The organism is Stenotrophomonas sp. Steno-Z1, assembly GCF_056393175.1.
Map to the genome: position 1 here is coordinate 620,924 of NZ_JBWJPB010000001.1, position 20,713 is coordinate 641,636.

General features: G+C 65.9%; 20 protein-coding genes and 1 tRNA gene. 19 read left to right on the forward strand and 2 right to left on the reverse strand.

Translation table 11 applies throughout. The features are described 5' to 3' along the window. The 3 genes from trpA to glmM all read left to right on the forward strand — a co-directional run bounded on the left by trpA (position 1) and on the right by glmM (position 3,203). Complete coding sequence (gene trpA, locus AC06FD_RS02565) at positions 1-813, forward strand: tryptophan synthase subunit alpha (RefSeq protein WP_478076911.1); 813 nt, start codon at positions 1-3, stop codon at positions 811-813. Positions 814-951: 138 nt separating this feature from the next. Further along, entirely contained in the window at positions 952-1,836 is an 885-nt protein-coding gene (accD, locus tag AC06FD_RS02570) for an acetyl-CoA carboxylase, carboxyltransferase subunit beta (RefSeq protein WP_259205613.1), read from the forward strand. Continuing rightward, positions 1,836-3,203, forward strand: a complete 1,368-nt coding sequence (gene glmM / locus AC06FD_RS02575; RefSeq protein ID WP_259205603.1) for a phosphoglucosamine mutase — start codon at positions 1,836-1,838, stop codon at positions 3,201-3,203. Before accD ends, glmM begins: the two co-directional genes overlap by 1 nt. Positions 3,204-3,310: 107 nt before the next feature. Here glmM and AC06FD_RS02580 read toward each other — a convergent pair whose 3' ends face one another. Beyond that, positions 3,311-4,165 (reverse strand): polysaccharide deacetylase family protein, encoded by an 855-nt coding sequence (locus AC06FD_RS02580; RefSeq protein WP_478076912.1) that lies wholly within the window; start codon positions 4,163-4,165, stop codon positions 3,311-3,313. Continuing rightward, entirely contained in the window at positions 4,152-5,444 is a 1,293-nt protein-coding gene (locus tag AC06FD_RS02585; RefSeq protein WP_478076913.1) for a glycosyltransferase family 4 protein, read from the reverse strand. The genes AC06FD_RS02580 and AC06FD_RS02585 overlap by 14 nt, the downstream gene beginning before the upstream one ends. Positions 5,445-5,637: 193 nt before the next feature. Between AC06FD_RS02585 and AC06FD_RS02590 the strand changes: the two genes are divergently transcribed. The 16 genes from AC06FD_RS02590 (at position 5,638) to nuoL (ending at position 20,706) form a co-directional block, all read left to right on the forward strand. Then, positions 5,638-6,573 carry an isopenicillin N synthase family dioxygenase gene (locus tag AC06FD_RS02590; RefSeq protein ID WP_259205595.1) on the forward strand — a complete coding sequence of 312 codons (936 nt, stop codon included), beginning with the start codon at positions 5,638-5,640 and terminating at the stop codon, positions 6,571-6,573. 667 nt (positions 6,574-7,240) lie between these two features. After that, positions 7,241-7,996, forward strand: coding sequence for a triose-phosphate isomerase (gene tpiA, locus AC06FD_RS02595; protein WP_478076914.1), 756 nt, complete (start codon positions 7,241-7,243; stop codon positions 7,994-7,996). 54 nt (positions 7,997-8,050) lie between these two features. Continuing rightward, positions 8,051-8,491: a preprotein translocase subunit SecG gene (gene secG, locus AC06FD_RS02600; protein ID WP_394160791.1), complete on the forward strand. Its 441-nt coding sequence runs from the start codon at positions 8,051-8,053 to the stop codon at positions 8,489-8,491. A gap of 63 nt (positions 8,492-8,554) precedes the next feature. Further along, positions 8,555-8,639 (forward strand) — tRNA-Leu (locus tag AC06FD_RS02605). A 113-nt stretch (positions 8,640-8,752) separates the two neighbouring features. Further along, complete coding sequence (locus AC06FD_RS02610; protein ID WP_038691968.1) at positions 8,753-9,109, forward strand: NADH-quinone oxidoreductase subunit A; 357 nt, start codon at positions 8,753-8,755, stop codon at positions 9,107-9,109. After that, positions 9,100-9,654: a NuoB/complex I 20 kDa subunit family protein gene (locus AC06FD_RS02615; RefSeq protein ID WP_259205588.1), complete on the forward strand. Its 555-nt coding sequence runs from the start codon at positions 9,100-9,102 to the stop codon at positions 9,652-9,654. The genes AC06FD_RS02610 and AC06FD_RS02615 overlap by 10 nt, the downstream gene beginning before the upstream one ends. A 32-nt stretch (positions 9,655-9,686) precedes the next feature. Beyond that, positions 9,687-10,439: an NADH-quinone oxidoreductase subunit C gene (locus tag AC06FD_RS02620; protein ID WP_478076915.1), complete on the forward strand. Its 753-nt coding sequence runs from the start codon at positions 9,687-9,689 to the stop codon at positions 10,437-10,439. An 89-nt stretch (positions 10,440-10,528) separates the two neighbouring features. Then, positions 10,529-11,758 carry an NADH-quinone oxidoreductase subunit D gene (locus tag AC06FD_RS02625; protein WP_259206509.1) on the forward strand — a complete coding sequence of 410 codons (1,230 nt, stop codon included), beginning with the start codon at positions 10,529-10,531 and terminating at the stop codon, positions 11,756-11,758. Between the two features lie 94 nt (positions 11,759-11,852). Further along, complete coding sequence (gene nuoE / locus AC06FD_RS02630) at positions 11,853-12,380, forward strand: NADH-quinone oxidoreductase subunit NuoE (RefSeq protein ID WP_121038421.1); 528 nt, start codon at positions 11,853-11,855, stop codon at positions 12,378-12,380. A 3-nt stretch (positions 12,381-12,383) separates the two neighbouring features. Next, positions 12,384-13,724: an NADH-quinone oxidoreductase subunit NuoF gene (gene nuoF, locus AC06FD_RS02635; protein ID WP_259205581.1), complete on the forward strand. Its 1,341-nt coding sequence runs from the start codon at positions 12,384-12,386 to the stop codon at positions 13,722-13,724. Continuing rightward, the gene (nuoG, locus tag AC06FD_RS02640) at positions 13,721-15,955 is read left to right on the forward strand and encodes an NADH-quinone oxidoreductase subunit NuoG (protein ID WP_478076916.1); all 2,235 of its coding nucleotides are present in this window, start codon (positions 13,721-13,723) and stop codon (positions 15,953-15,955) included. The genes nuoF and nuoG overlap by 4 nt, the downstream gene beginning before the upstream one ends. Beyond that, positions 15,952-17,043, forward strand: coding sequence for an NADH-quinone oxidoreductase subunit NuoH (nuoH, locus tag AC06FD_RS02645; RefSeq protein ID WP_394160785.1), 1,092 nt, complete (start codon positions 15,952-15,954; stop codon positions 17,041-17,043). The genes nuoG and nuoH overlap by 4 nt, the downstream gene beginning before the upstream one ends. 3 nt (positions 17,044-17,046) lie before the next feature. After that, complete coding sequence (gene nuoI, locus AC06FD_RS02650) at positions 17,047-17,535, forward strand: NADH-quinone oxidoreductase subunit NuoI (RefSeq protein WP_038687244.1); 489 nt, start codon at positions 17,047-17,049, stop codon at positions 17,533-17,535. Between the two features lie 6 nt (positions 17,536-17,541). Beyond that, the gene (locus AC06FD_RS02655; protein ID WP_259205557.1) at positions 17,542-18,201 is read left to right on the forward strand and encodes an NADH-quinone oxidoreductase subunit J; all 660 of its coding nucleotides are present in this window, start codon (positions 17,542-17,544) and stop codon (positions 18,199-18,201) included. Continuing rightward, positions 18,198-18,503 carry an NADH-quinone oxidoreductase subunit NuoK gene (gene nuoK, locus AC06FD_RS02660; protein WP_017355932.1) on the forward strand — a complete coding sequence of 102 codons (306 nt, stop codon included), beginning with the start codon at positions 18,198-18,200 and terminating at the stop codon, positions 18,501-18,503. Before AC06FD_RS02655 ends, nuoK begins: the two co-directional genes overlap by 4 nt. A 7-nt stretch (positions 18,504-18,510) precedes the next feature. Next, a complete protein-coding gene (gene nuoL, locus AC06FD_RS02665) occupies positions 18,511-20,706 on the forward strand; it encodes an NADH-quinone oxidoreductase subunit L (RefSeq protein ID WP_478076917.1) in 2,196 nt (731 codons plus the stop codon). Positions 20,707-20,713 lie beyond the last annotated feature (7 nt).

Here is a 20,713-nt window from a genome sequence, read left to right on the forward strand (position 1 = left end):
ATGTCAGTGGACCGTATCGATGCCTGTTTTGCCCGCCTGCGCGCTTCCCGGCGCAAGGCGCTGATTCCCTTCATCACCGCCGGCGATCCGGGCCTGGATGCGACCGTGCCGGTGATGCATGCGCTGGCGGCGGCCGGTGCCGACGTGATCGAACTCGGCGTGCCGTTCTCCGACCCGATGGCCGATGGCCCCACCATCCAGCGCAGCTCCGAGCGCGCGTTGGCGCGCGGGGCAGGGCTGCGCTACGTCCTGGAAACGGTGGCCGCGTTCCGCCGCGACGATTCCACCACCCCGGTCGTGCTGATGGGCTACCTGAACCCGGTCGAGATCCACGGCACCGCACGCTTCGCCGAGGCGGCCATCGCCGCCGGCGTGGACGGGGTGCTGCTGGTCGACCTGCCGCCCGAGGAAGCCGCTGAAACCCGCGATATCTTCACCGCCGCGGGGCTGGCGCTGATCCTGCTGGCCTCGCCGACGACCGCCGATGCGCGCCTGGACACCCTGTCGACGATGGCCCAGGGCTACCTCTACTACGTCAGCTTCGCCGGCGTGACCGGTGCCTCCGAGCGCCTGGACAGTGGCGCGGCCAGCACGCGCCTGCGTGACCTGCGCCGCCGCTCGACGGTGCCGGTGGTAGCCGGTTTCGGCATCAAGGACGCGGCCAGTGCCGCGGCGATGGCGGTCGAGGCCGATGGCGTGGTGGTCGGCAGCGCGCTGGTGGCGGCCCTGGGCGAGGCCACCGATGCTGCCGATGCCGCGCGGATCGCGGCGGGTTTCCTCACGCCACTGCGACACGCGCTCGACGCCGCCTGAATCACCCAAACGTACGTACCAGAATGGTTTGCGCCAGCCCCCCGGCAACCGCCGGGGGGTGCCCGAGCATGGAAACGGTGAGCTAGACTGTCCGCCTTTGCGGCCCTCGGGCCGCCCTGAACGGAAGTAGCATCCCGCATGAGTTGGCTCAGCAAGTTGATGCCGTCTGGCATCCGCACCGACAACGTCCCCAGCAAGAAGCGCAGCGTCCCCGAGGGCCTGTGGGAAAAGTGCAGCAACTGCGGCAGCGCGCTGTACGGTCCTGAGCTGGAAGAGAACCTGGAAGTCTGTCCCAAGTGTGGCCACCACATGGCCATCCGCGCCCGCGCCCGCCTGGCGTCGCTGTTCGATGCGGACAGCACCACCGAGATCGCCGCGCGCCTGGGACCGACGGACCTGCTCAAGTTCAAGGACCAGAAGAAATACAGCGAGCGCATCAAGGCCTCGCAGAAGAACACCGGCGAGTACGACGCACTGATCGCCATGCAGGGCCTGCTCAAGGGGCGCCCGCTGGTGGCCTCGGCCTTCGACTTCGCCTTCATGGGCGGTTCGATGGGCTCCGTGGTCGGCGAGCGTTTCTCGCTGGCCGCTGAGAAGGCCCTCGACATCGGCGCTCCCTACGTGTGCTTCTCCGCCAGTGGCGGCGCACGCATGCAGGAAGGCCTGTTCTCGCTGATGCAGATGGCCAAGACCTCGGCCGCGCTCGGCAAGCTGCGCGAAGCGGGCCTGCCCTACATCTCGGTGTTGACCCACCCGACCACCGGGGGCGTGTCGGCATCGTTCGCGATGCTGGGCGACATCAACATCGCCGAACCGCAGGCGCTGATCGGCTTCGCCGGCCCGCGCGTGATCGAACAGACCGTGCGCGAGAAGCTGCCGGAAGGCTTCCAACGCTCCGAGTTCCTGCTTGAGCACGGTGCCATCGACCAGATCTGCGACCGCCGCGAAATGCGCGAGCGCCTGGCCGACCTGCTGGCCCTCCTGGGCCGCCAGCCGGCACCGGTCGCGGACGAGGCGGCCTGATGGGGGGCCGCAAGTACTTCGGCACCGACGGCATCCGCGGTCGGGTCGGGCAGGGCGTGATCTCGGCTGACTTCGTGCTGCGCCTGGGCAATGCGCTCGGCCGCGTGCTGACCGAACGCAACGGCCACCGCCCCGGGCACCGCCCGGTGGTGGTGATCGGCAAGGACACGCGCATTTCCGGTTACATGTTCGAAGCCGCGCTGGAGGCCGGCCTGGTTGCCGGCGGCGTGGACGTGCAGCTGCTCGGCCCGATGCCGACCCCGGCCGTGGCGTTCCTCACCCGCACCCTCGGTGCCGACGCCGGCATCGTCATCAGCGCCTCGCACAACCCGCACTACGACAACGGCATCAAGTTCTTCTCCGCCGATGGCGAGAAGCTCGACGATGCCACCGAGCTGGCGCTGGAAGCGGCGCTGGACGGGGCGTTCACCACCGCCGAGTCCGACCGGCTCGGCAAGGCGATGCGCGCGCGCGATGCCGTCGGCCGCTACATCGAGTTCTGCAAGGCCAGCGTGCCGCGCGCCTTCGACCTGCGTGGGCTGAAGATCGTGCTGGACTGCGCGCACGGGGCCACCTACCACATCGCACCGCTGCTGTTCCGCGAGCTGGGGGCGGAGGTGGTCACCATCGGCGCCGAACCCAACGGCGTCAACATCAACGATGGCGTCGGCTCGATGCACATCGACAACCTCGCCGCGAAGGTGCGCGAGGTGGGGGCAGACCTGGGCATCGCCTTCGACGGCGACGGCGACCGCGTGCTGATGGCCGACGACCAGGGCAATCCGGTCGACGGCGACGACCTGCTGTACGTGCTGGCCTCGTCCTGGCAGCGCAATGGCCGCCTGCGCGGCCCGGTGGTGGGCACGCTGATGACCAACTTCGGCCTGGAACAGGCGCTTGAGCGCATCGGCCTGCCGTTCGTGCGCAGCAACGTCGGCGACCGCTACGTGCACCAGGCGCTGGTCGAAGGTGGCGGCGTGCTCGGTGGCGAAGCCTCCGGCCACCTGCTGTGCCTGGACCGCGCCACCACGGGCGATGCCATCGTGAGCGCGCTGCAGGTGCTGGAAGTGCTGCGCCGTGAGGGCCACAGCCTGCGCCAGTCGCTGCAAGGCCTGCACAAGGTGCCGCAGAAGACGGTCAACGTGCGCCTCGGCGATGTGTCGGCCAAGGCCACGGTGCAGGCGGAGACGGTGCAGGCGGCGCTGGTTGCCGCCCAGCAGGCCGTGCAGGGCCGCGGCCGCGCGTTCCTGCGCCCGTCCGGGACCGAGCCGGTGGTGCGTGTCACCGTTGAAGCCGACACGGCCGAGCTGATGCAGTCCACGCTGGACAATCTGTCCAGCGCGGTCAAGGCAGCCGCTGCCGCCTGACGCGCGCCCGGCATGACGGTCGGTGTACCGACCAACGAAAACGCCCCGGGTTTCCGGGGCGTTTTCCGTTGCGGGCTGGCGCGCATGGAGACGCCGGCGTTGCCGGCCTACGGCCCCGGCACCATCTTCTTCTGCCTGGCCTTGAAGCGATTGAACAGCGGCCCGATCAGCGGGTGGTAGCTCCAGGCGATGCGCTTGCGCAGCCAGCTGGCCGGACGGTTGCGGATGGCGAAACGATAGATGTGTTCCGGATCGCCGCCCACCACGTTGCGCCCGAACGGATGCGTCGTATGCAGGTAGCGGAAGCCCTGCGCGCGCGCGACCGGCAGGTAATCCTCGTCGAAATCGCCGTAGGGCCAGCACAGCGTTTCCGAGACCTCGCCCAACTGCTGCTGCAGTACCAGGCGCGCCATCGACAGATCGCGGGTAATGCCCTCGCGCTTCTGCTCGCGGCTGATGTCCTGCTTCATCCAGCGCGTATGCGTGTGCGTGTGGCAATGCACTTCGAACGTGCCGGCGGCGATCATCTCGCGCGCTTCGCTCCAGCGCATCATCACATCATCGGCGCGGCCCTCGCGCAGGATCGCCGCCTCGCAGCCGCGGTGGTCCGGCGTTTCCGGCAGGGTGGCACCGGCCTGGCCGGCATGCGGCCGCGCGGGGCCTTCGCCCATCCAGCCGGTCACCACGAACACCACCGCATGCATGCCGTATTTCTGCAGGATCGGATGCGCGTACACCCAGTTGTCCAGGTAGCCGTCATCGAAGGTGATCACGATCGACCTGCGCGGTACCGGCTTGCCGGCCAGGAAGTCGGCGTACTGCGCCAGGGTCAGCGAGGTCCAGCCGTTGCGGGCCAGCCACGCGATCTGGCTCTCGAAATTCTCCGGCGACACCGTGATCATGCCCGGCGAGGGGCTGACGTGGTGGTGCATCAATACCGGCACGGATCTAGCGTTGGCCATGGCCCAGTTCCTTCAACCACTGGTGGTAGTAGTGTTCGGTCGCTTCGGTATGCCCCGACGGGGTGAAGCGTTGGGCGGTGCGCATCCATTCCCAGCCGGCACGGCCCATGCGCTGGCGCTGCTCGGGGTTCTCGACCAGGGTCTGCAGTGCGTGGCTGAGCGCGCCCCGATCGCCGAGCGGGGCGAGCATAGCATTGCTGCCTTCGAGCACCATCTCCGGTACCCCGCCCACGCGCGTGGCCACGATCGGCACGCCCACGTGGGCCGCTTCCAGGAACACCGTGCCGGCCGCTTCCTTGTGCGTGGCCAGCGCGAAGATATCGAACGCGGCCATCAACCGGCACGCGCCCAGGCGGAAGCCGAGCAGGTGCACCTGCGCTTCCAGGCCGAGCTCGCGGCGCAACGCCACCAGCCTGTCCATCATCGGCTGGCCATCGCCCACGATCACCAGTTGCAGGTTGGGGTGCTGGCGGCAGAGCGGGGCGATCGCGTGCAGCAGGTCGATATGGCCCTTGGGCTCGCGCAACACCGCCACGCAGCCGACCACGATCTGCGCCGCATCAAAACCGAGCTCGCGGCGCACCTCCGCGCGGGTGTCCTGCACGCATTGCCACGGATCCTCGGCGTCGATCTGCGACCACTGCGGCGGCACCGCGATCGGCGGCACGATGCCGATGCGGCCATCGTCCACCCCGCGCGACACCAGCAACTGCTTGACGTAGCTGCTGACGGTCATCACCCGGTGCGGCAGGCCGGTGTAGGTGAGCAGCGAATTGATGGGGCTCATCAAGTGGCGCGAGCGCACGACCAGGCGCGCGCCCCCCAGGCGTGCACCCGCGGCGGCGATCAGGCTGTCGCGGCGGCTGGTGGTGTTGACCACGTCGAATCCATGGCGGGCCACCAGCTGTTTGACCGACCAGATGCCCCGCACCAGCCGCAGCAACCCGCCCATTTTCAGGTAATGCACGGTGAAGCCGGCTTCGCGTGCGGTCTCGCCCAGGCGCGCCCCGGGCTGGCACAGCAGGGACACGTCGTGACCGCGGTCGCGCATGGCCAGCATGTGGCGATAGATATAGATCTCCTGGCCGCCGAATCCCTTGGCGGCCTCGGTGTGCAGGATCTTCAGCGGCGCGAACGCCGCCGGGGCATTCACCGCTGACCTGTCCAAGGCCGGGGTGGCGCGCCGGGGTACGGGCGCGGCGGTCACCGTGCCATGCGCCGTGAGCGCGTGGTTCGGGGACAGGGAAGGGGCGGGAACGCTGGGGTGGAAAGCATCCATGGAGCGGCTCGGGTGGCGCAGGAGGGCAGGGGACGTGGCGGCGGCTGCGTCGGCGACCCGTCCAATCGAGGCGGGCGGCGCATTGTATCGGTTTGTATCTTTGTATCGGCAGTGCCGGTGGTCGGATCTGGCACAATGTTCAGCCGGGCCACAGTGGTGGCCCGCGACCCATCCGAACTAGCCAGGAACCGCTGTGAGCCAGATCCCGACCCTCGATATCACCCGTTTCGATAGTGACCGCGACGCGTTCGTCGCCGAACTGGGCGCGGCCTACCGCGAATGGGGATTCGCGGGCATCCGCAACCACGGCATCCCGCAGGCCGACATCGACGCCGCCTACGAGGTCTTCAAGGCCTTCTTCGCGCTGCCGGAGGAGACCAAGCGCAAGTATCACGTGCCGGGCAGTGGCGGTGCGCGCGGCTACACGGCATTCGGGGTGGAGACGGCCAAGGGCTCGCAGCACTTCGACCTGAAGGAGTTCTGGCACATCGGTCGCGAGATCCCGGATGACTCCAAATACCGGGACGTGATGGCGCCGAACCTGTGGCCGAGCGAGGTCCCGGGCTTCCGCGAGCGCGGCTACGGCCTGTACCAGGCGCTGGACCAGTTGGGCTCGCGGGTGCTGTCGGCATTGGCCCTTCACATCGGCCTGCCGGAAGACTTCTTCGCCGACAAGACCAACAACGGCAATTCGATCCTGCGCCCGATCCACTACCCGCCGATCACCGCGGAGAACATCCCGAACGTGCGCGCCGGCGCGCATGGGGACATCAACTTCATCACGCTGCTGGTGGGGGCGAGCGCGGCCGGGCTGGAAGTGCAGGCGCACGATGGCAAGTGGGTGCCGTTCACGTCGGACGCGGACACGATCGTGGTCAACATCGGCGACATGCTGCAGCGCCTGACCAACCATGTGTACCCGTCGACCATCCACCGCGTGGTCAACCCCCCGGGTGAGCAGGCGCGCCAGCCGCGCTATTCGGTGCCGTTCTTCCTGCACCCGAACCCGGATTATCTGATCGACGTGCTGCCGACCTGCATCACCCCGGAAAACCCGAGCCGCTACCCGGAGCCGATCACGGCCCACGGTTTCCTGGAAGAGCGCCTGCGCGAGATCAAGCTGAAGTAAGCGATCCGTCGGGACAAAAGAGAGGGCCGCCGCAAGGCGGCCTTCTTCATTCCGCGCCGTGCCGGCTTCTGGCTGGCTCCAGGCACTGCTGCCCTGGCTGCATTCGGCTATTCGCTGCCCCGTGCAGGGCGAGCACTGCCATGCCCAGCCGGGACGCGCCGTAAACCCGTCCCCTGGGGGCTCGACGGGCGTCATCCTTGGCGCCTGACGGTCCCGGCAGGGCATGGCAGTGCTCGCCCCCGACAGATTGCCTCGGCGGAGGGCAGGGCAGATTCAACGCCGCCCCGCCGCTTCGTCGCCGTCCCATGCAGGCCGACACATCGTCAGAGGGCGGGCGTGGATGGGTTGGCGGGGCCGTTATGCGCCATGGATGGCGCATAACGAGCCCCATGGGTGAGAGCGCATTGCTTGCGAGGCACTGCCTCGCATGCGTTCGAACGCACAGCCGCCAGCGGCTGGGCCGGGCCGCGGAGCGGGGTTCACGGCGTGTCCCGCCAACCCACCCATCCTCGCCCAGCCCGGGGACGTCCCCTGCTGCCGTTGCCGTTGCTTTTGACTCGAGCCCGCAGCGAAAAATAAATATCCAATTGAAATGTAAGCGTTTTCCCACCAACGCCATTTCGTTTCATCCGTTATCATGGGCGGCTGATACCAATGGAGCACCGCCATGCGCCGCAAGATCGTCGCCGGTAACTGGAAGCTGCACGGCAGCCGCCAATTCGCCACGGACCTGGTCAGCGACCTGGTTGCCAGCCTCCCGTGTGACGGCGTCGACGTGGTGATCCTGCCCCCGCTGCCCTACCTGGGCGAGCTGGTCGAGGCCTTCGAGGGCCGCGCCATCGCTTTCGGCTCGCAGGACGTCAGCTCCAATGAAAAGGGCGCCTACACCGGCGAGGTCTCCGCCGCGATGCTGGCCGAAGTCGGCGCCCGCTATGGCCTGGTCGGGCACTCCGAACGTCGCCAGTACCACGCTGAAAGCAGTGAGCTGGTCGCCCGCAAGTTCGCCGCCGCCCTGCATGCCGGGCTGGTGCCGGTCCTGTGCGTGGGGGAGACCCTCGAGCAGCGCGAGGCGGGCCAGACCGAGCAGGTCATCGCCGGCCAGCTCGCTCCGGTCCTCGATCTGGTCGGCCCGGCCGGCTTCCAGCATGCGGTTGTCGCCTATGAGCCGGTCTGGGCGATCGGCACCGGCCGCACCGCCTCCAAGGAGCAGGCCCAGCAGGTCCATGCGTTCATCCGTGGCGAAGTGGCCAAGCTCGATGCTAGAATCGCTGATTCGTTGCCGATCCTGTACGGCGGCAGCGTGAAGCCCGACAACGCAGGGGAACTGTTCGCGCAGCCCGATGTCGATGGTGGGCTGGTGGGCGGCGCCTCGTTGGTAGCCGCGGACTTCCTGGCCATCGTCTATGCGGCGGCCGGGCGCTAATTCGTAATGTTGCCGGCTGACCGCCGGCACGACATGTCCGAGGACGGATTCGAAATGCTGATGTTGATCCTCAATGTGGTCTACGTGCTGGTGGCGGTCGCCATGATCGCGCTCATCCTGATGCAGCGTGGTTCCGGTGCGGCCGCAGGGTCGGGTTTCGGCGCCGGCGCCTCGGGGACCGTGTTCGGCGCGCGTGGCGCGTCCAACTTCCTGTCCAAGTCGACCAAGTGGCTAGCCGTGGTGTTCTTCGGCATCAGCCTCTTCATGGCCTGGTACGCCAGCCATGGTTCGCGTCCGGCCAGCGGCCAGGACCTCGGCCTGATGTCGGCTCCGGCCGCATCCGCGCCGGCCGCCCCGGCAGGTGAGCTGCCGGCCGTGCCCAAGGCCCCGGAAACCGCTGTCCAGCAGCCGGTTCCGCAGGCAACTGTGCCGGCTCAGGCGGAAACTCCGAAATCTGGTGAAGAAAAGCCTTCGGAAGGCACCCAGACTCGCTGAAGACGGTTACAATATGCGGCGCACTGAGGGAATCCGATAGGAACCCCCTTGCTGCGAACGTAAGCCCAGGTGGCGGAATTGGTAGACGCACTACCTTGAGGTGGTAGCGACGAGAGTCGTAGGGGTTCGAGTCCCCTCTTGGGCACCATTTTGTTTGTAAGCGGGTTCGTCTGGCGCGCAAAGCGCCAGGTAGCGGTATCCGTCCACTCCCCCATGCCAAAGCGCCTGCAGGCGCAGCGGCAGAGGCAAGAGAGAATCGCTGTGCTGGCCGAATATTTGCCGTCTCTGCTGTTTCTGATCGTTGCCACCGGTATCGGCGTATCGCTGATGCTGGTCGGCCGATTCCTCGGTCCACGACGTCCTGATCTGAAAAAGCTCTCGCCGTACGAATGCGGCTTCGAGGCTTTCGAGGACGCGCGCATGAAGTTCGATGTGCGCTACTACCTGATCGCGATCCAGTTCATCGTATTTGACTTGGAAATCATCTTCATCGTGCCGTGGACCCAGGTCTTCATGGAACTGGGCGCACGTTCGCTGGTCACGATGGGCCTCTTCGTAGGCATGCTTTTCCTCGGTTTCATTTACGTCTGGAAGAAGGGAGCGCTGGAATGGGAGTGATTCAGACGCTCGACGGCCTGATGAACAACCCGGTCCCGGAAGGGCGGGTCGACGACATCCTGCGCCCCGAGGGCGACAACCCGCTGCTGGAAAAGGGTTACCTGACCACCAGCGTCGACGCCCTGCTGAACTGGGCGCGTACCGGGTCGATGTGGCCGATGACCTTCGGTCTGGCCTGCTGCGCCGTCGAAATGATGCATGCCGGTGCCGCGCGCCTGGACCTTGACCGCTACGGCGTGGTGTTCCGCCCGTCGCCGCGTCAGTCCGACGTGATGATCGTGGCCGGCACCCTGGTCAACAAGATGGCCCCGGCGCTGCGCAAGGTCTACGACCAGATGCCGGACCCGAAGTGGGTCATCTCCATGGGCAGCTGCGCCAACGGTGGCGGCTACTACCACTACTCCTATGCAGTGGTTCGTGGCTGTGACCGCGTGGTGCCGGTGGACGTTTACGTCCCGGGCTGCCCGCCAACCGCCGAAGCGCTGGTGTACGGGATCCTGCAGTTGCAGAAGAAGATCTGGCGTACGCAGACCATCGCCCGCTGACCTCCCTCCTGACTAGAGCACGCCAAGCCCCCATGGCAGAGCAAGCATCTTCCTTCATCGACCGACTCTCCGCACGTTTTGCTGGTGCGCAGGTCTTCGTGGTCGAACCCCGCGGCGAAGTGACGCTGGAAGTGCCCGCCGCTGACTGGCATGCCACCGCTGTGGCGCTGCGCGACGAATTCGGTTTCGAGCAGGCCGTGGACCTCTGTGGCCTGGACTACCTCGGGTACGGCAGCGACGAATGGGACACGGCCGATGTGTCGTCCCAGGGCTTCAGCCGTGGCGTCGAGGGCAAGTCCGTCGGCCGTTTCGCGTGGGGCGAGTTCCCCACCCGTGAAACCAGCGACGGCGCCCAGCCGCAGCCGATCCCGCTGCAGCGTTTCGCCGTGGTCGCCCAGCTGCGTTCCTACCAGCACAACCTCACCATGCGCATCCGCTGCTTCGCGCCGAACGAGGAACTGCCGGTGGTCGCCTCGCTGACCGACGTCTGGCCGGGCCTGAACTGGTTCGAGCGCGAGGCGTTCGACCTGTATGGCGTGATCTTCGAAGGCCATCCGGACCTGCGCCGGATCCTCACCGACTACGGCTTCGTCGGCCACCCGTTCCGCAAGGATTTCCCGCTGATCGGCAACGTCGAAGTGCGCTACGACGAAGAGAAGAAGCGCGTGATCTACGAGCCGGTCACCTCGGTGGAGCCGCGTGTCGGCGTGCCGCGCGTGATCCGTGACGATGCCCGTTTCCAGACCGCTGCCGGCGAAAGCGCGCAGTCGGAGGCAGTAAAGTGAGTGCTGATCTGAGCAAGCGTGAACCCCAGGCCCACCAGGCCTTTGCGAGCAACCCGGCCGAACTGCGCCAGGAAATCCGCAACTACACCATGAACTTCGGCCCGCAGCATCCGGCCGCGCACGGTGTGCTGCGCCTGATCCTGGAAATGGACGGCGAAACCATCGTGCGTGCCGACCCCCACGTGGGCCTGCTGCACCGGGGTACCGAGAAGCTGGCCGAATCCAAGCCGTTCAACCAGTCGATCGGTTACATGGATCGCCTGGATTACGTGTCGATGATGTGCAACGAGCACGCCTACGTGCGCGCGATCGAAACCCTGATGGGGATCGAGGCGCCGGAGCGTGCGCAGTACATCCGCACCATGTTCGACGAAATCACCCGCATCCTGAACCACCTGATGTGGCTCGGGTCCAACGCGCTCGATCTGGGTGCGATGGCGGTCATGCTGTATGCCTTCCGCGAGCGCGAAGAGCTGATGGACTGCTATGAAGCGGTCTCCGGCGCACGCATGCACGCGGCGTACTACCGTCCGGGCGGCGTCTACCGCGACCTGCCGGACCGCATGCCCAAGTACAAGGAATCGCGCTGGCACAAGGGCAATGCCCTGAAGAACCTCAACGCCTCGCGCGAAGGTTCGCTGCTGGACTTCCTGGAGAACTTCACCGTCGAGTTCCCCAAGCGTGTCGACGAGTACGAAACCCTGCTCACCGACAACCGCATCTGGAAGCAGCGTACCGTCGGCATCGGCGTGGTCACCCCGGAACTGGCCCATGCCTGGGGCATGACCGGTGTGATGCTGCGCGGCTCGGGCGTTGCCTGGGACCTGCGCAAAAAGCAGCCGTACGCCAAGTACGACGCGGTCGATTTCGACATTCCGCTCGGCAAGGAAGGCGACTGCTACGACCGTTACCTGGTCCGCGTGGCCGAGATGCGCGAATCCAACCGCATCATCAAGCAGTGCGTCACCTGGCTCAAGGCCAACCCCGGCCCGGTCATGGTCAAGAACTTCAAGGTCGCTCCGCCCAGCCGCGAGGACATGAAGGACGACATGGAAGCGCTGATCCATCACTTCAAGCTGTTCAGTGAAGGCTACTGCGTCCCGGTCGGCGAAACCTACGCTGCCGTCGAAGCGCCCAAGGGCGAGTTCGGCTGCTACCTGATGTCCGATGGCGCCAACAAGCCGTTCCGCGTGCACCTGCGCGCGCCGGGCTTTGCCCATCTGTCCTCGATCGACTCGATCGTGCGCGGGCACATGCTCGCCGACGTGGTGGCCATGATCGGCACCTACGATCTGGTGTTCGGCGAGGTCGACCGGTGATCCGGCCCGCATGCACGATGCCTGACACCCGCCGGCTGCTGCCGGCGCTGCAGGTTCTGGTTTTTAACGATTTCGTATTCGCTGAGGTCGGCCGATGAAGGCGACAGGTAATTTCGAGGCGGCGCGCGACGTCGACCCGATGGTGGTCTTGAACGACAAGACCCGTGCGCACATCGATCATTGGCTGGCCAAGTTCCCGCCGGATCGCAAGCGCTCGGCTGTCCTGCAGGGCCTGCACGCCGCACAGGAACAGAACGCAGGCTGGCTGACCGACGAGTTGATCGCCGGCGTCGCCAAGTACCTGGACTTGCCGCCGGTATGGGCCTACGAAGTGGCCAGCTTCTACTCGATGTTCGAGCTGGAGAAGGTCGGCCGCCACAACGTCGCCTTCTGCACCAACATCAGCTGCTGGTTGAACGGTGCCGAGGACCTGGTCGCCCACGCCGAGAAGAAGCTCGGCTGCAAGACCGGCCAGTCCACCGCCGACGGCCGCATCTACCTCAAGCGTGAAGAAGAATGCCTGGCCGGTTGCGCCGGTGCGCCGATGATGGTCATCAATGGCCATTACCACGAGCGCCTGACCGTCGAGAAAGTCGACGAGCTGCTGGACGGGTTGGAGTAAGACATGGCACATCATCACGCACCCAGTGGTCCGGTCGGTCCCGCACCGTTGCCGCACCAGGTGGTCTACACCACCCTGCATTACGACACCCCGTGGTCGTATGAGAGCTACCTCAAGACCGGCGGTTACGCCGCGCTGCGCAAGATCCTCGAAGAGAAGATCTCGCCGGAGCAGGTCATCGAGATGGTCAAGCAGTCCAACCTGCGCGGCCGTGGCGGCGCCGGCTTCCCGACCGGCCTGAAGTGGTCCTTCATGCCCAAGGGCACGATGCAGAAGTACATCCTCTGCAACTCGGATGAATCCGAGCCGGGCACCTGCAAGGACCGCGACATCCTGCGCTACAACCCGCATTCGGTCGTGGAAGGCATGGCGATCGCCTGCTACGCCACCGGCTCGACCGTGGGCTACAACTACCTGCGCGGTGAGTTCCACCACGAGCCCTTCGAGAACTTCGAGCAGGCCCTGGCCGACGCGTACGCGAACGGCTGGCTGGGCAAGGACATCCTCGGCAGCGGCGTGGACATCGACATCTACGGTGCGCTCGGCGCCGGCGCCTACATCTGCGGCGAAGAAACCGCGCTGATGGAGTCGCTGGAAGGCAAGAAGGGCCAGCCGCGCTACAAGCCGCCGTTCCCGGCCAACTTCGGCCTGTACGGCAAGCCGTCGACGATCAACAACACCGAGACCTATGCCTCGGTGCCGGCGATCATCCGCAACGGTCCGGAGTGGTTCCAGGGCCTGAGCCTGACCAAGAACGGCGGTCCGAAGATCTTCTCGGTCTCCGGTTGCGTGCAGAAGGGCGGCAACTTCGAAGTGCCGCTCGGCACCACCTTCGACGACCTGCTGGAAATGGCCGGTGGCCTGAAGCCGGGCCGCACCCTCAAGGGCGCGGTCCCGGGCGGCGTCTCGATGCCGGTGCTGAAGGCCGACGAGCTCAAGGGCCTGCAGATGGACTACGACACCCTGCGTGCCCTCGGCACCGGGTTGGGGTCGGGTGCGATCGTGGTGCTGGACGACAGCGTCTGCTGCGTCAAGTTCGCCTGCCGCATCAGCCAGTTCTTCCACAAGGAATCCTGTGGCCAGTGCACCCCGTGCCGCGAAGGCACCGGCTGGATGCACCGCGTGCTCGAGCGCATCGTCGCCGGCAAGGCCACGATGGAAGACCTGCACCAGTTGAAGGCAGTGGCCGGCCAGATCGAAGGCCACACCATCTGCGCGTTCGGTGAAGCGGCGGCATGGCCCATCCAGGGCTTCCTGCGCCAGTTCTGGGACGAATTCGAGTATTACATCGTCAACGGTCATTCGATGGTTGACGGCAAGAAGGTGGAGGCAGCCGCTGCATGAGCGCGCAACCCGTAAATCCGAGCGTGCCACCGGACCACGTGACCGTCGAGATCGACGGCCAGTCGCTGGTCGTGCCCAAGGGCTCGATGATCATCCAGGCCGCCGACAAGGCCGGCATCCCGATCCCGCGCTTCTGCTACCACGAGAAGCTGCCGATCGCGGCCAACTGCCGCATGTGCCTGGTCGACGTGGAAAAGTCGCCCAAGCCGGCGCCGGCCTGCGCCACGCCGGTGATGGATGGCATGAAGGTCGCCACCCGCAGTGAAAAGGCGCTCAAGTTCCAGCGCTCGGTGATGGAATTCCTGCTGATCAACCACCCGCTGGATTGCCCGATCTGCGACCAGGGCGGCGAGTGCGAACTGCAGGACGTTTCGCTGGGCTATGGCCGTTCGGTCAGCCGCTTCAACGAGCGCAAGCGCGTGGTGCCCGACGAGGACATCGGTCCGCTGGTCGCCACCGAGATGACCCGCTGCATCCAGTGCACCCGCTGCGTCCGCTTCACCGCCGACGTTGCCGGTACCTACGAGCTGGGTGGCATGTACCGCGGTGAAAACCTGCAGATCGGCACCTACGACGGCAAGCCGCTGACCACCGAACTGTCCGGCAACGTCGTCGACGTGTGCCCGGTCGGCGCGCTGACCAACAAGGTCTTCCAGTTCCGCGCCCGTCCGTGGGAACTGACCGCGCGCGAATCGCTGGGCTACCACGACGCGATGGGCTCGAACCTGTTCCTGCACGTGCGTCGCGGCGAAGTGCTGCGCGCGGTGCCGCGCGACAACGAGTCGGTCAACGAATGCTGGCTGTCCGATCGCGACCGCTACTCGCACCAGGGCCTGTACAGCGAAGACCGTGCGGTCAAGCCGCTGCGCAAGGTCAACGGCGAGTGGAAGGAAGTGAGCTGGGCCGAAGGCCTGGCTGCGGCCACCGAGATCCTCAAGGCCAACCAGGGCGACCAGCTCGGCGTGCTGGTGCATCCGTCCACCTCCAACGAGGAGGGCGCGCTGCTGGCCCGCCTGGCCACCGGCCTGGGCTCGAGCAACATCGACCACCGCATCAACAACCGCGACTTCTCCGACGCTGCCACCGCCGAGGCCTTTGGCCTGCCGCTGGCCGAGATCGAAGGCGCCGACAGCATCGTGGTGCTGGGCAGCAACATCCGCCATGAGCTGCCGCTGCTGCACGCCCGCCTGCGCAAGGCGCAGACCACGCGCAACGCGAAGATCCACGCGGTCAACCCGGTGGACTTCGATTTCGCGTTCAAGCTGGCCAGCAAGCAGATCGTCGCCCCGTCGGCCTTCATCGACGCGCTCGGCAACGTCGACCTGCGCGATGCGGTCAAGGGCGCCAACAACGCCGTGCTGATCGTCGGTGCGATCGCCGAAAACCACCCGCAGGCCGCCGCGATCCGCGCCGCCGCGCGTGATTTCGCCGCCGCCACCGGCGCCAAGCTGTGCCGCATCCCGCAGGGCGCCAACGCGATCGGCCTGTCCCGTGCCGGCGTGCTGCCGGCCGGCAAGGACGTCAACGCCATGCTGGCCCAGCCGCGCAAGGCCTACGCCATCTACGGCATCGAGCCGGGCCTGGACTTCGCCGACGCCGCCGCTGCCCGCAAGGCACTGGCCGGTGCCCAGGTGGTGGCCTTCAGCCAGTTCGCCTGCGCCTCCACCCGCGACGTGGCCGACGTGATCCTGCCGATCGGCGCGCTGCCGGAAGTGGATGCCACCCTGACCAACCTCGATGGTCGCGAGCAGTCGGCCCGCGCCGGCGGCAAGCTGCCGGGCGAGGCGCGTGAAGGCTGGCGCGTGCTGCGTGCACTGGGCGGCGAGCTGGCCCTGGCCGGTTTCGAGTTCACCGACCTGGCCGGCCTGCGTGCCAGCCTGGCCCCGGTCAGCGTCAGCGTTGCGGCCTCGGCGGCAACGCCGGTGGCGGGCGAGGGCCTGGAAGTGGCCTCGACGGCTGCGATCTACCGCACCGATGCGGTGGTCCGTCGCGCCCAGGCGCTGCAGTCGCATCCGCTCAACAACGCCCCGCGCATCGTGCTCAATGCCGTCGATGCCGCCCGCCTGCAGTTGGCGGAAGGGCAGATGGCCAAGGTCGGTACCGATGCCGGCCGCGCCACGCTGCCGGTGGTGGTCGACGCCCGCGTCGCCGCGGGTGCGGTCTGGATTGAATCGGGCCACGGTGCAACCGCGCCGCTGGGTGCCGCACGCGTAACGGTGGTGGCTGCATGAACGAAATGCTGTTGAACGCGGTCGACCCGCTGCACCAGTGGCTGCTGTCGCTGGGCGAGATCGGCGCGCTGCTCTGGATCATCCTGAAGATCCTGGTGATCGCCATGCCGGTGATCATCTCGGTGGCCTTCTTCGTGGTCTGGGAGCGCAAGCTGATCGGCTGGATGCACGTCCGCCACGGCCCGATGTACGTGGGCATGGGCATCTTCCAGGCCTTCGCCGACGTCTTCAAGCTGCTGTTCAAGGAAATCATCCAGCCGGCCAGCTCGCACAAGGCGATGTTCATCCTTGCGCCGTTGATCACGCTGGCCCCGGCCTTCGCGGCCTGGTCGGTGATTCCCTTCGACGCCAAAATCGTGCTGTCCAACGCCAACGCCGGCCTGCTGTACCTGCTGGCGATGACCTCGCTGGGCGTGTACGGCATCATCCTGGCCGGTTGGGCCTCCAACTCGAAGTACGCGTTCCTGGGTGCGATGCGCGCGTCGGCGCAGATGATCAGCTACGAAATCGCCATGGGCTTCGCCCTGGTCGGCGTGATGATCGCCTCGGGCAGCTTGAACCTGAGCAGCATCGTGATGGCGCAGGCCGGCAGTTCCGGTTTCTTCGACTGGTTCCTGCTGCCGCTGTTCCCGCTGTTCATCGTGTACTGGGTGTCCGGCGTAGCCGAAACCAACCGCGCGCCGTTCGACGTGGTGGAAGGCGAATCGGAAATCGTCGCCGGCCACATGGTCGAGTACTCCGGTGGTGCGTTCGCGCTGTTCTTCCTGGCCGAATACGCCAACATGATCCTGATCAGCTTCCTGATCTCGATCTTCTTCCTCGGCGGCTGGCTGAGCCCGATCCAGGGCTGGGTCACCGCGGACATCTCCCCGTGGATCGACTGGATCTGGAAGGGCGGTTGGCCGTGGCTGCTGCTGAAGGTGTTCTTCTTCGCCAGCGCCTACATCTGGTTCCGTGCCAGCTTCCCGCGCTTCCGTTACGACCAGATCATGCGTCTGGGCTGGAAGGTCTTCATCCCGCTCACCATCGCGTGGATTGCAGTGACGGCGTTGATGGTGTTCTACGGCGTGATCCAGAAGGGCGTCTAAGTGATGAACAGAATTACCCATTACTTCAAAAGCCTGCTGCTGCTTGAGCTGCTCGGCGGTCTGTGGCTGACCCTGAAGTACGCCTTCAAGCCCAAGTACACGCTGATGTACCCGATGGAAAAGTTCCCGCAGTCGCCGCGTTTCCGTGGCCTGCATGCGCTGCGCCGCTACCCCAACGGGGAAGAGCGCTGCATCGCCTGCAAGCTGTGCGAAGCGGTGTGCCCGGCACTGGCCATCACCATCGATTCGGCCAAGCGCGAGGACGGCAGCCGTCGTACCACCCGTTACGACATCGATCTGTTCAAGTGCATCTTCTGCGGCTTCTGCGAAGAAAGCTGCCCGGTGGACTCGATCGTCGAGACCCACATCCTCGAGTACCACTTCGAGAATCGTGGCGAGAACATCGTTACCAAGCCGCAGCTGCTGGCCATCGGTGATCGGCTTGAAGCCGAAATCGCCGAGCGTCGCGCCGCCGATGCCGCTTTCCGCTGAGGTCGAATGATGGATTGGGTAAATATCAGTTTCTGGGTCTTCTCCATCGTGGCGGGCATCTCCGCCGCGGCGGTGATCAGCGTGCGCAATCCGGTCTATGCCGTGTTGTGCCTGATCCTGACCTTCTTCTCCGTGGCCTGCATCTGGATCCTGGTCGGCGCCGAGTTCCTCGGCGTGGCGCTGGTGCTGGTGTACGTCGGCGCGGTCATGGTGCTGTTCCTGTTCGTGGTGATGATGCTGGACATCGACGCCAGCAACCTGCGCGAGGGCTGGGTCCGCTACCTGCCGATCGGCCTGCTGGTCGCCATCACCATGCTGGTGCAGATGCTGGTGCTGATCGGGGTGAAGGGCAGGGCGGTCAATCCGTTCCCGGCCGACAACGCCGCCGCGCTCGCCGCTGACAGCTCCAACATCACCTGGCTGGCGCGCAGCCTGTTCACCGAGTACCTGCTGCCGTTCGAGTTCGCCGCCGTCATCCTGACCGTGGCCGTCGTCGCCGCGGTGATGCTGACCCTGCGCCGCCGTACCGGCCTGAAGACGCAGAACCCGACCGAGCAGACCATGGTCAAGGGCAGCGATCGCCTGCGCGTGGTCAAGATGGACGCCGAAAAGCCGGTGATCCACACCAACACCCGGCCGTCCAGCGACGAGGAGGCAACGCCATGATCACCCTCGGCCATATCCTGGCGCTCGGCGCGCTGCTGTTCTGCATCAGCCTCGCCGGCATCTTCCTCAACCGCAAGAACATCATCGTGCTGCTGATGTCGGTCGAGTTGATGCTGCTGTCGGTCAACATCAATTTCGTCGGGTTCTCGCGTGAACTGGGTGATACGGCCGGACAGCTGTTCGTCTTCTTCATCCTGACCGTGGCCGCGGCCGAGGCCGCCATCGGCCTCGCGATCCTGGTAACCCTGTTCCGTAACCGCCGCACCATCAATGTCGGCGAAGTCGATTCGCTGAAGGGCTGATCCGTAGATGGAAATCACTCTCTCCAAGAGTCTGTTGATCGCAGTGGTGCTCGCACCGCTGATCGGCAGCATCATCGCCGGCCTGTTCGGTCGGCAGGTCGGTCGCATCGGCGCACAGACGGTCACCATCCTGGGCGTCGCCGCCAGCTGCATCATGTCCAGCTACGTGCTGTACATGCTGCTGTGGGGCGGGGCACAGCCGTACAACGCGAACGTCTACACGTTTTTCGAGGTGGGCCAGTACTCGGCGCACGTCGGTTTCATGGTCGACAAGCTCACCGCGATGATGATGGTGGTGGTCACCTTCGTGTCGTTCCTGGTGCACGTGTACACCATCGGCTACATGCAGGATGACCCGGGCTACCAGCGGTTCTTCAGCTACATCTCGCTGTTCACCTTCTCCATGCTCACCCTGGTGATGAGCAACAACTTCCTGCAGCTGTTCTTCGGCTGGGAAGCGGTGGGCCTGGTGTCGTACCTGCTGATCGGTTTCTGGTTCAAGCGCCCGACCGCGATCTTCGCCAACATGAAGGCGTTCCTGGTCAACCGCGTCGGCGACTTCGGCTTCATCCTGGGTATCGCCGGCGTGCTGTGGGTGTTCGGCTCGCTGGACTACGCCACCGTGTTCGCCAACGCGTCGGACATGCTGGTCAACGGCCAGAACTCGCACCTGCAGGTCTGGTCCGGCGCGATCAGCCTGTTCGGCAGCTCGATCCAGATGACCGATGCACCGGTCATCTGGTCGGTGGCCACCATCATCTGCATCTGCCTGTTCATCGGCGCGATGGGCAAGTCGGCCCAGGTGCCGCTGCACGTCTGGCTGCCGGACTCGATGGAAGGCCCGACCCCGATCTCGGCACTGATCCACGCCGCGACCATGGTCACCGCGGGCATCTTCATGGTCACCCGCATGTCGCCGCTGTTCGAGCTGTCGCAGACCGCGCTGAACTTCGTGCTGTTCATCGGTGCCACCACCGCGTTCTTCACCGGCCTGATCGGCATCGTGCAGAACGACATCAAGCGCGTCGTCGCGTACTCCACGCTGTCCCAGCTGGGCTACATGACCGTGGCGCTGGGTGTGTCGGCGTACTCCGCCGCCGTGTTCCACCTGATGACCCACGCCTTCTTCAAGGCGCTGCTGTTCCTGGGTGCCGGCTCGGTCATCATCGCGATGCACCACGAGCAGGACATGCGCAAGATGGGCGGCCTGCGCAAGTACATGCCGATCACCTTCATCACCATGTGGATCGGTACGCTGGCCCTGGTGGGGACGCCGTTCTTCTCCGGCTTCTATTCCAAGGACACCATCATCGAGGCGGCGCAGCACCACGCGCACGTGTCCGACAGCTGGGTCGCTACGTATGGCTACTGGGCGGTGCTGGGCGGCGTGATCGTGACCAGCTTCTACAGCTTCCGCCTGCTGTTCCTGACCTTCCATGGCAAGGAACGCTTCCGCGATGCGCATGACGACCATGGCCACGGCCATGACGACCACCATGCCGACGCGCATGCCGCCGACGCCCACCACGGTGACGCGCACCATGACGACCACGGCCATGGCCACGGTCCGCATGAGCCGCACGAGACTCCGTGGGTGGTCACCCTGCCGCTGATCCTGCTGGCGATCCCCTCGATCGTGATCGGTTTCTTCAGCATCGGTCCGATGCTGTACGGCACGGACTGGGCGGGGCACCATGCCGAGCATGCGATCCCGGGCCAGGTGCACTCGTTCTTCACCGGCATCGTCGATTTCTACGACCCGGCGCGCAACACCATTGGTGCGCTGGCCGAAGAGTTCCACGGCCCGGTCGCGTTCGCGCTGCACGGGATGATGGCCCCGGCCTTCTTCCTCACCGTGGCAGGCTTCCTGCTGGCCGTGCTGTTCTACCTGTGGAAGCCGGAACTGGCAGGCAAGGCCCGCAAGGCCTTCGCGCCGCTGGTGTCGGTGCTGGAGAACAAGTACGGCTTCGACAAGCTCTGGATCGGCGGTTTCGCCGGTGGCGGCATCAAGCTGGGCAAGGTTTCGCGCGCGATCGACACGAACGTGGTCGATGGTGTGGTGGTCAACGGTTCGGCTCGCCTGATCGATCTGGCGGCCAACCTGCTGCGTCGCACCCAATCCGGTTTCCTCTATCACTACGCCTTCGCGATGATCATCGGCCTGATTGCCCTCCTGGGCGTCCTGATGCATTACCTGCGTTGATGACCTG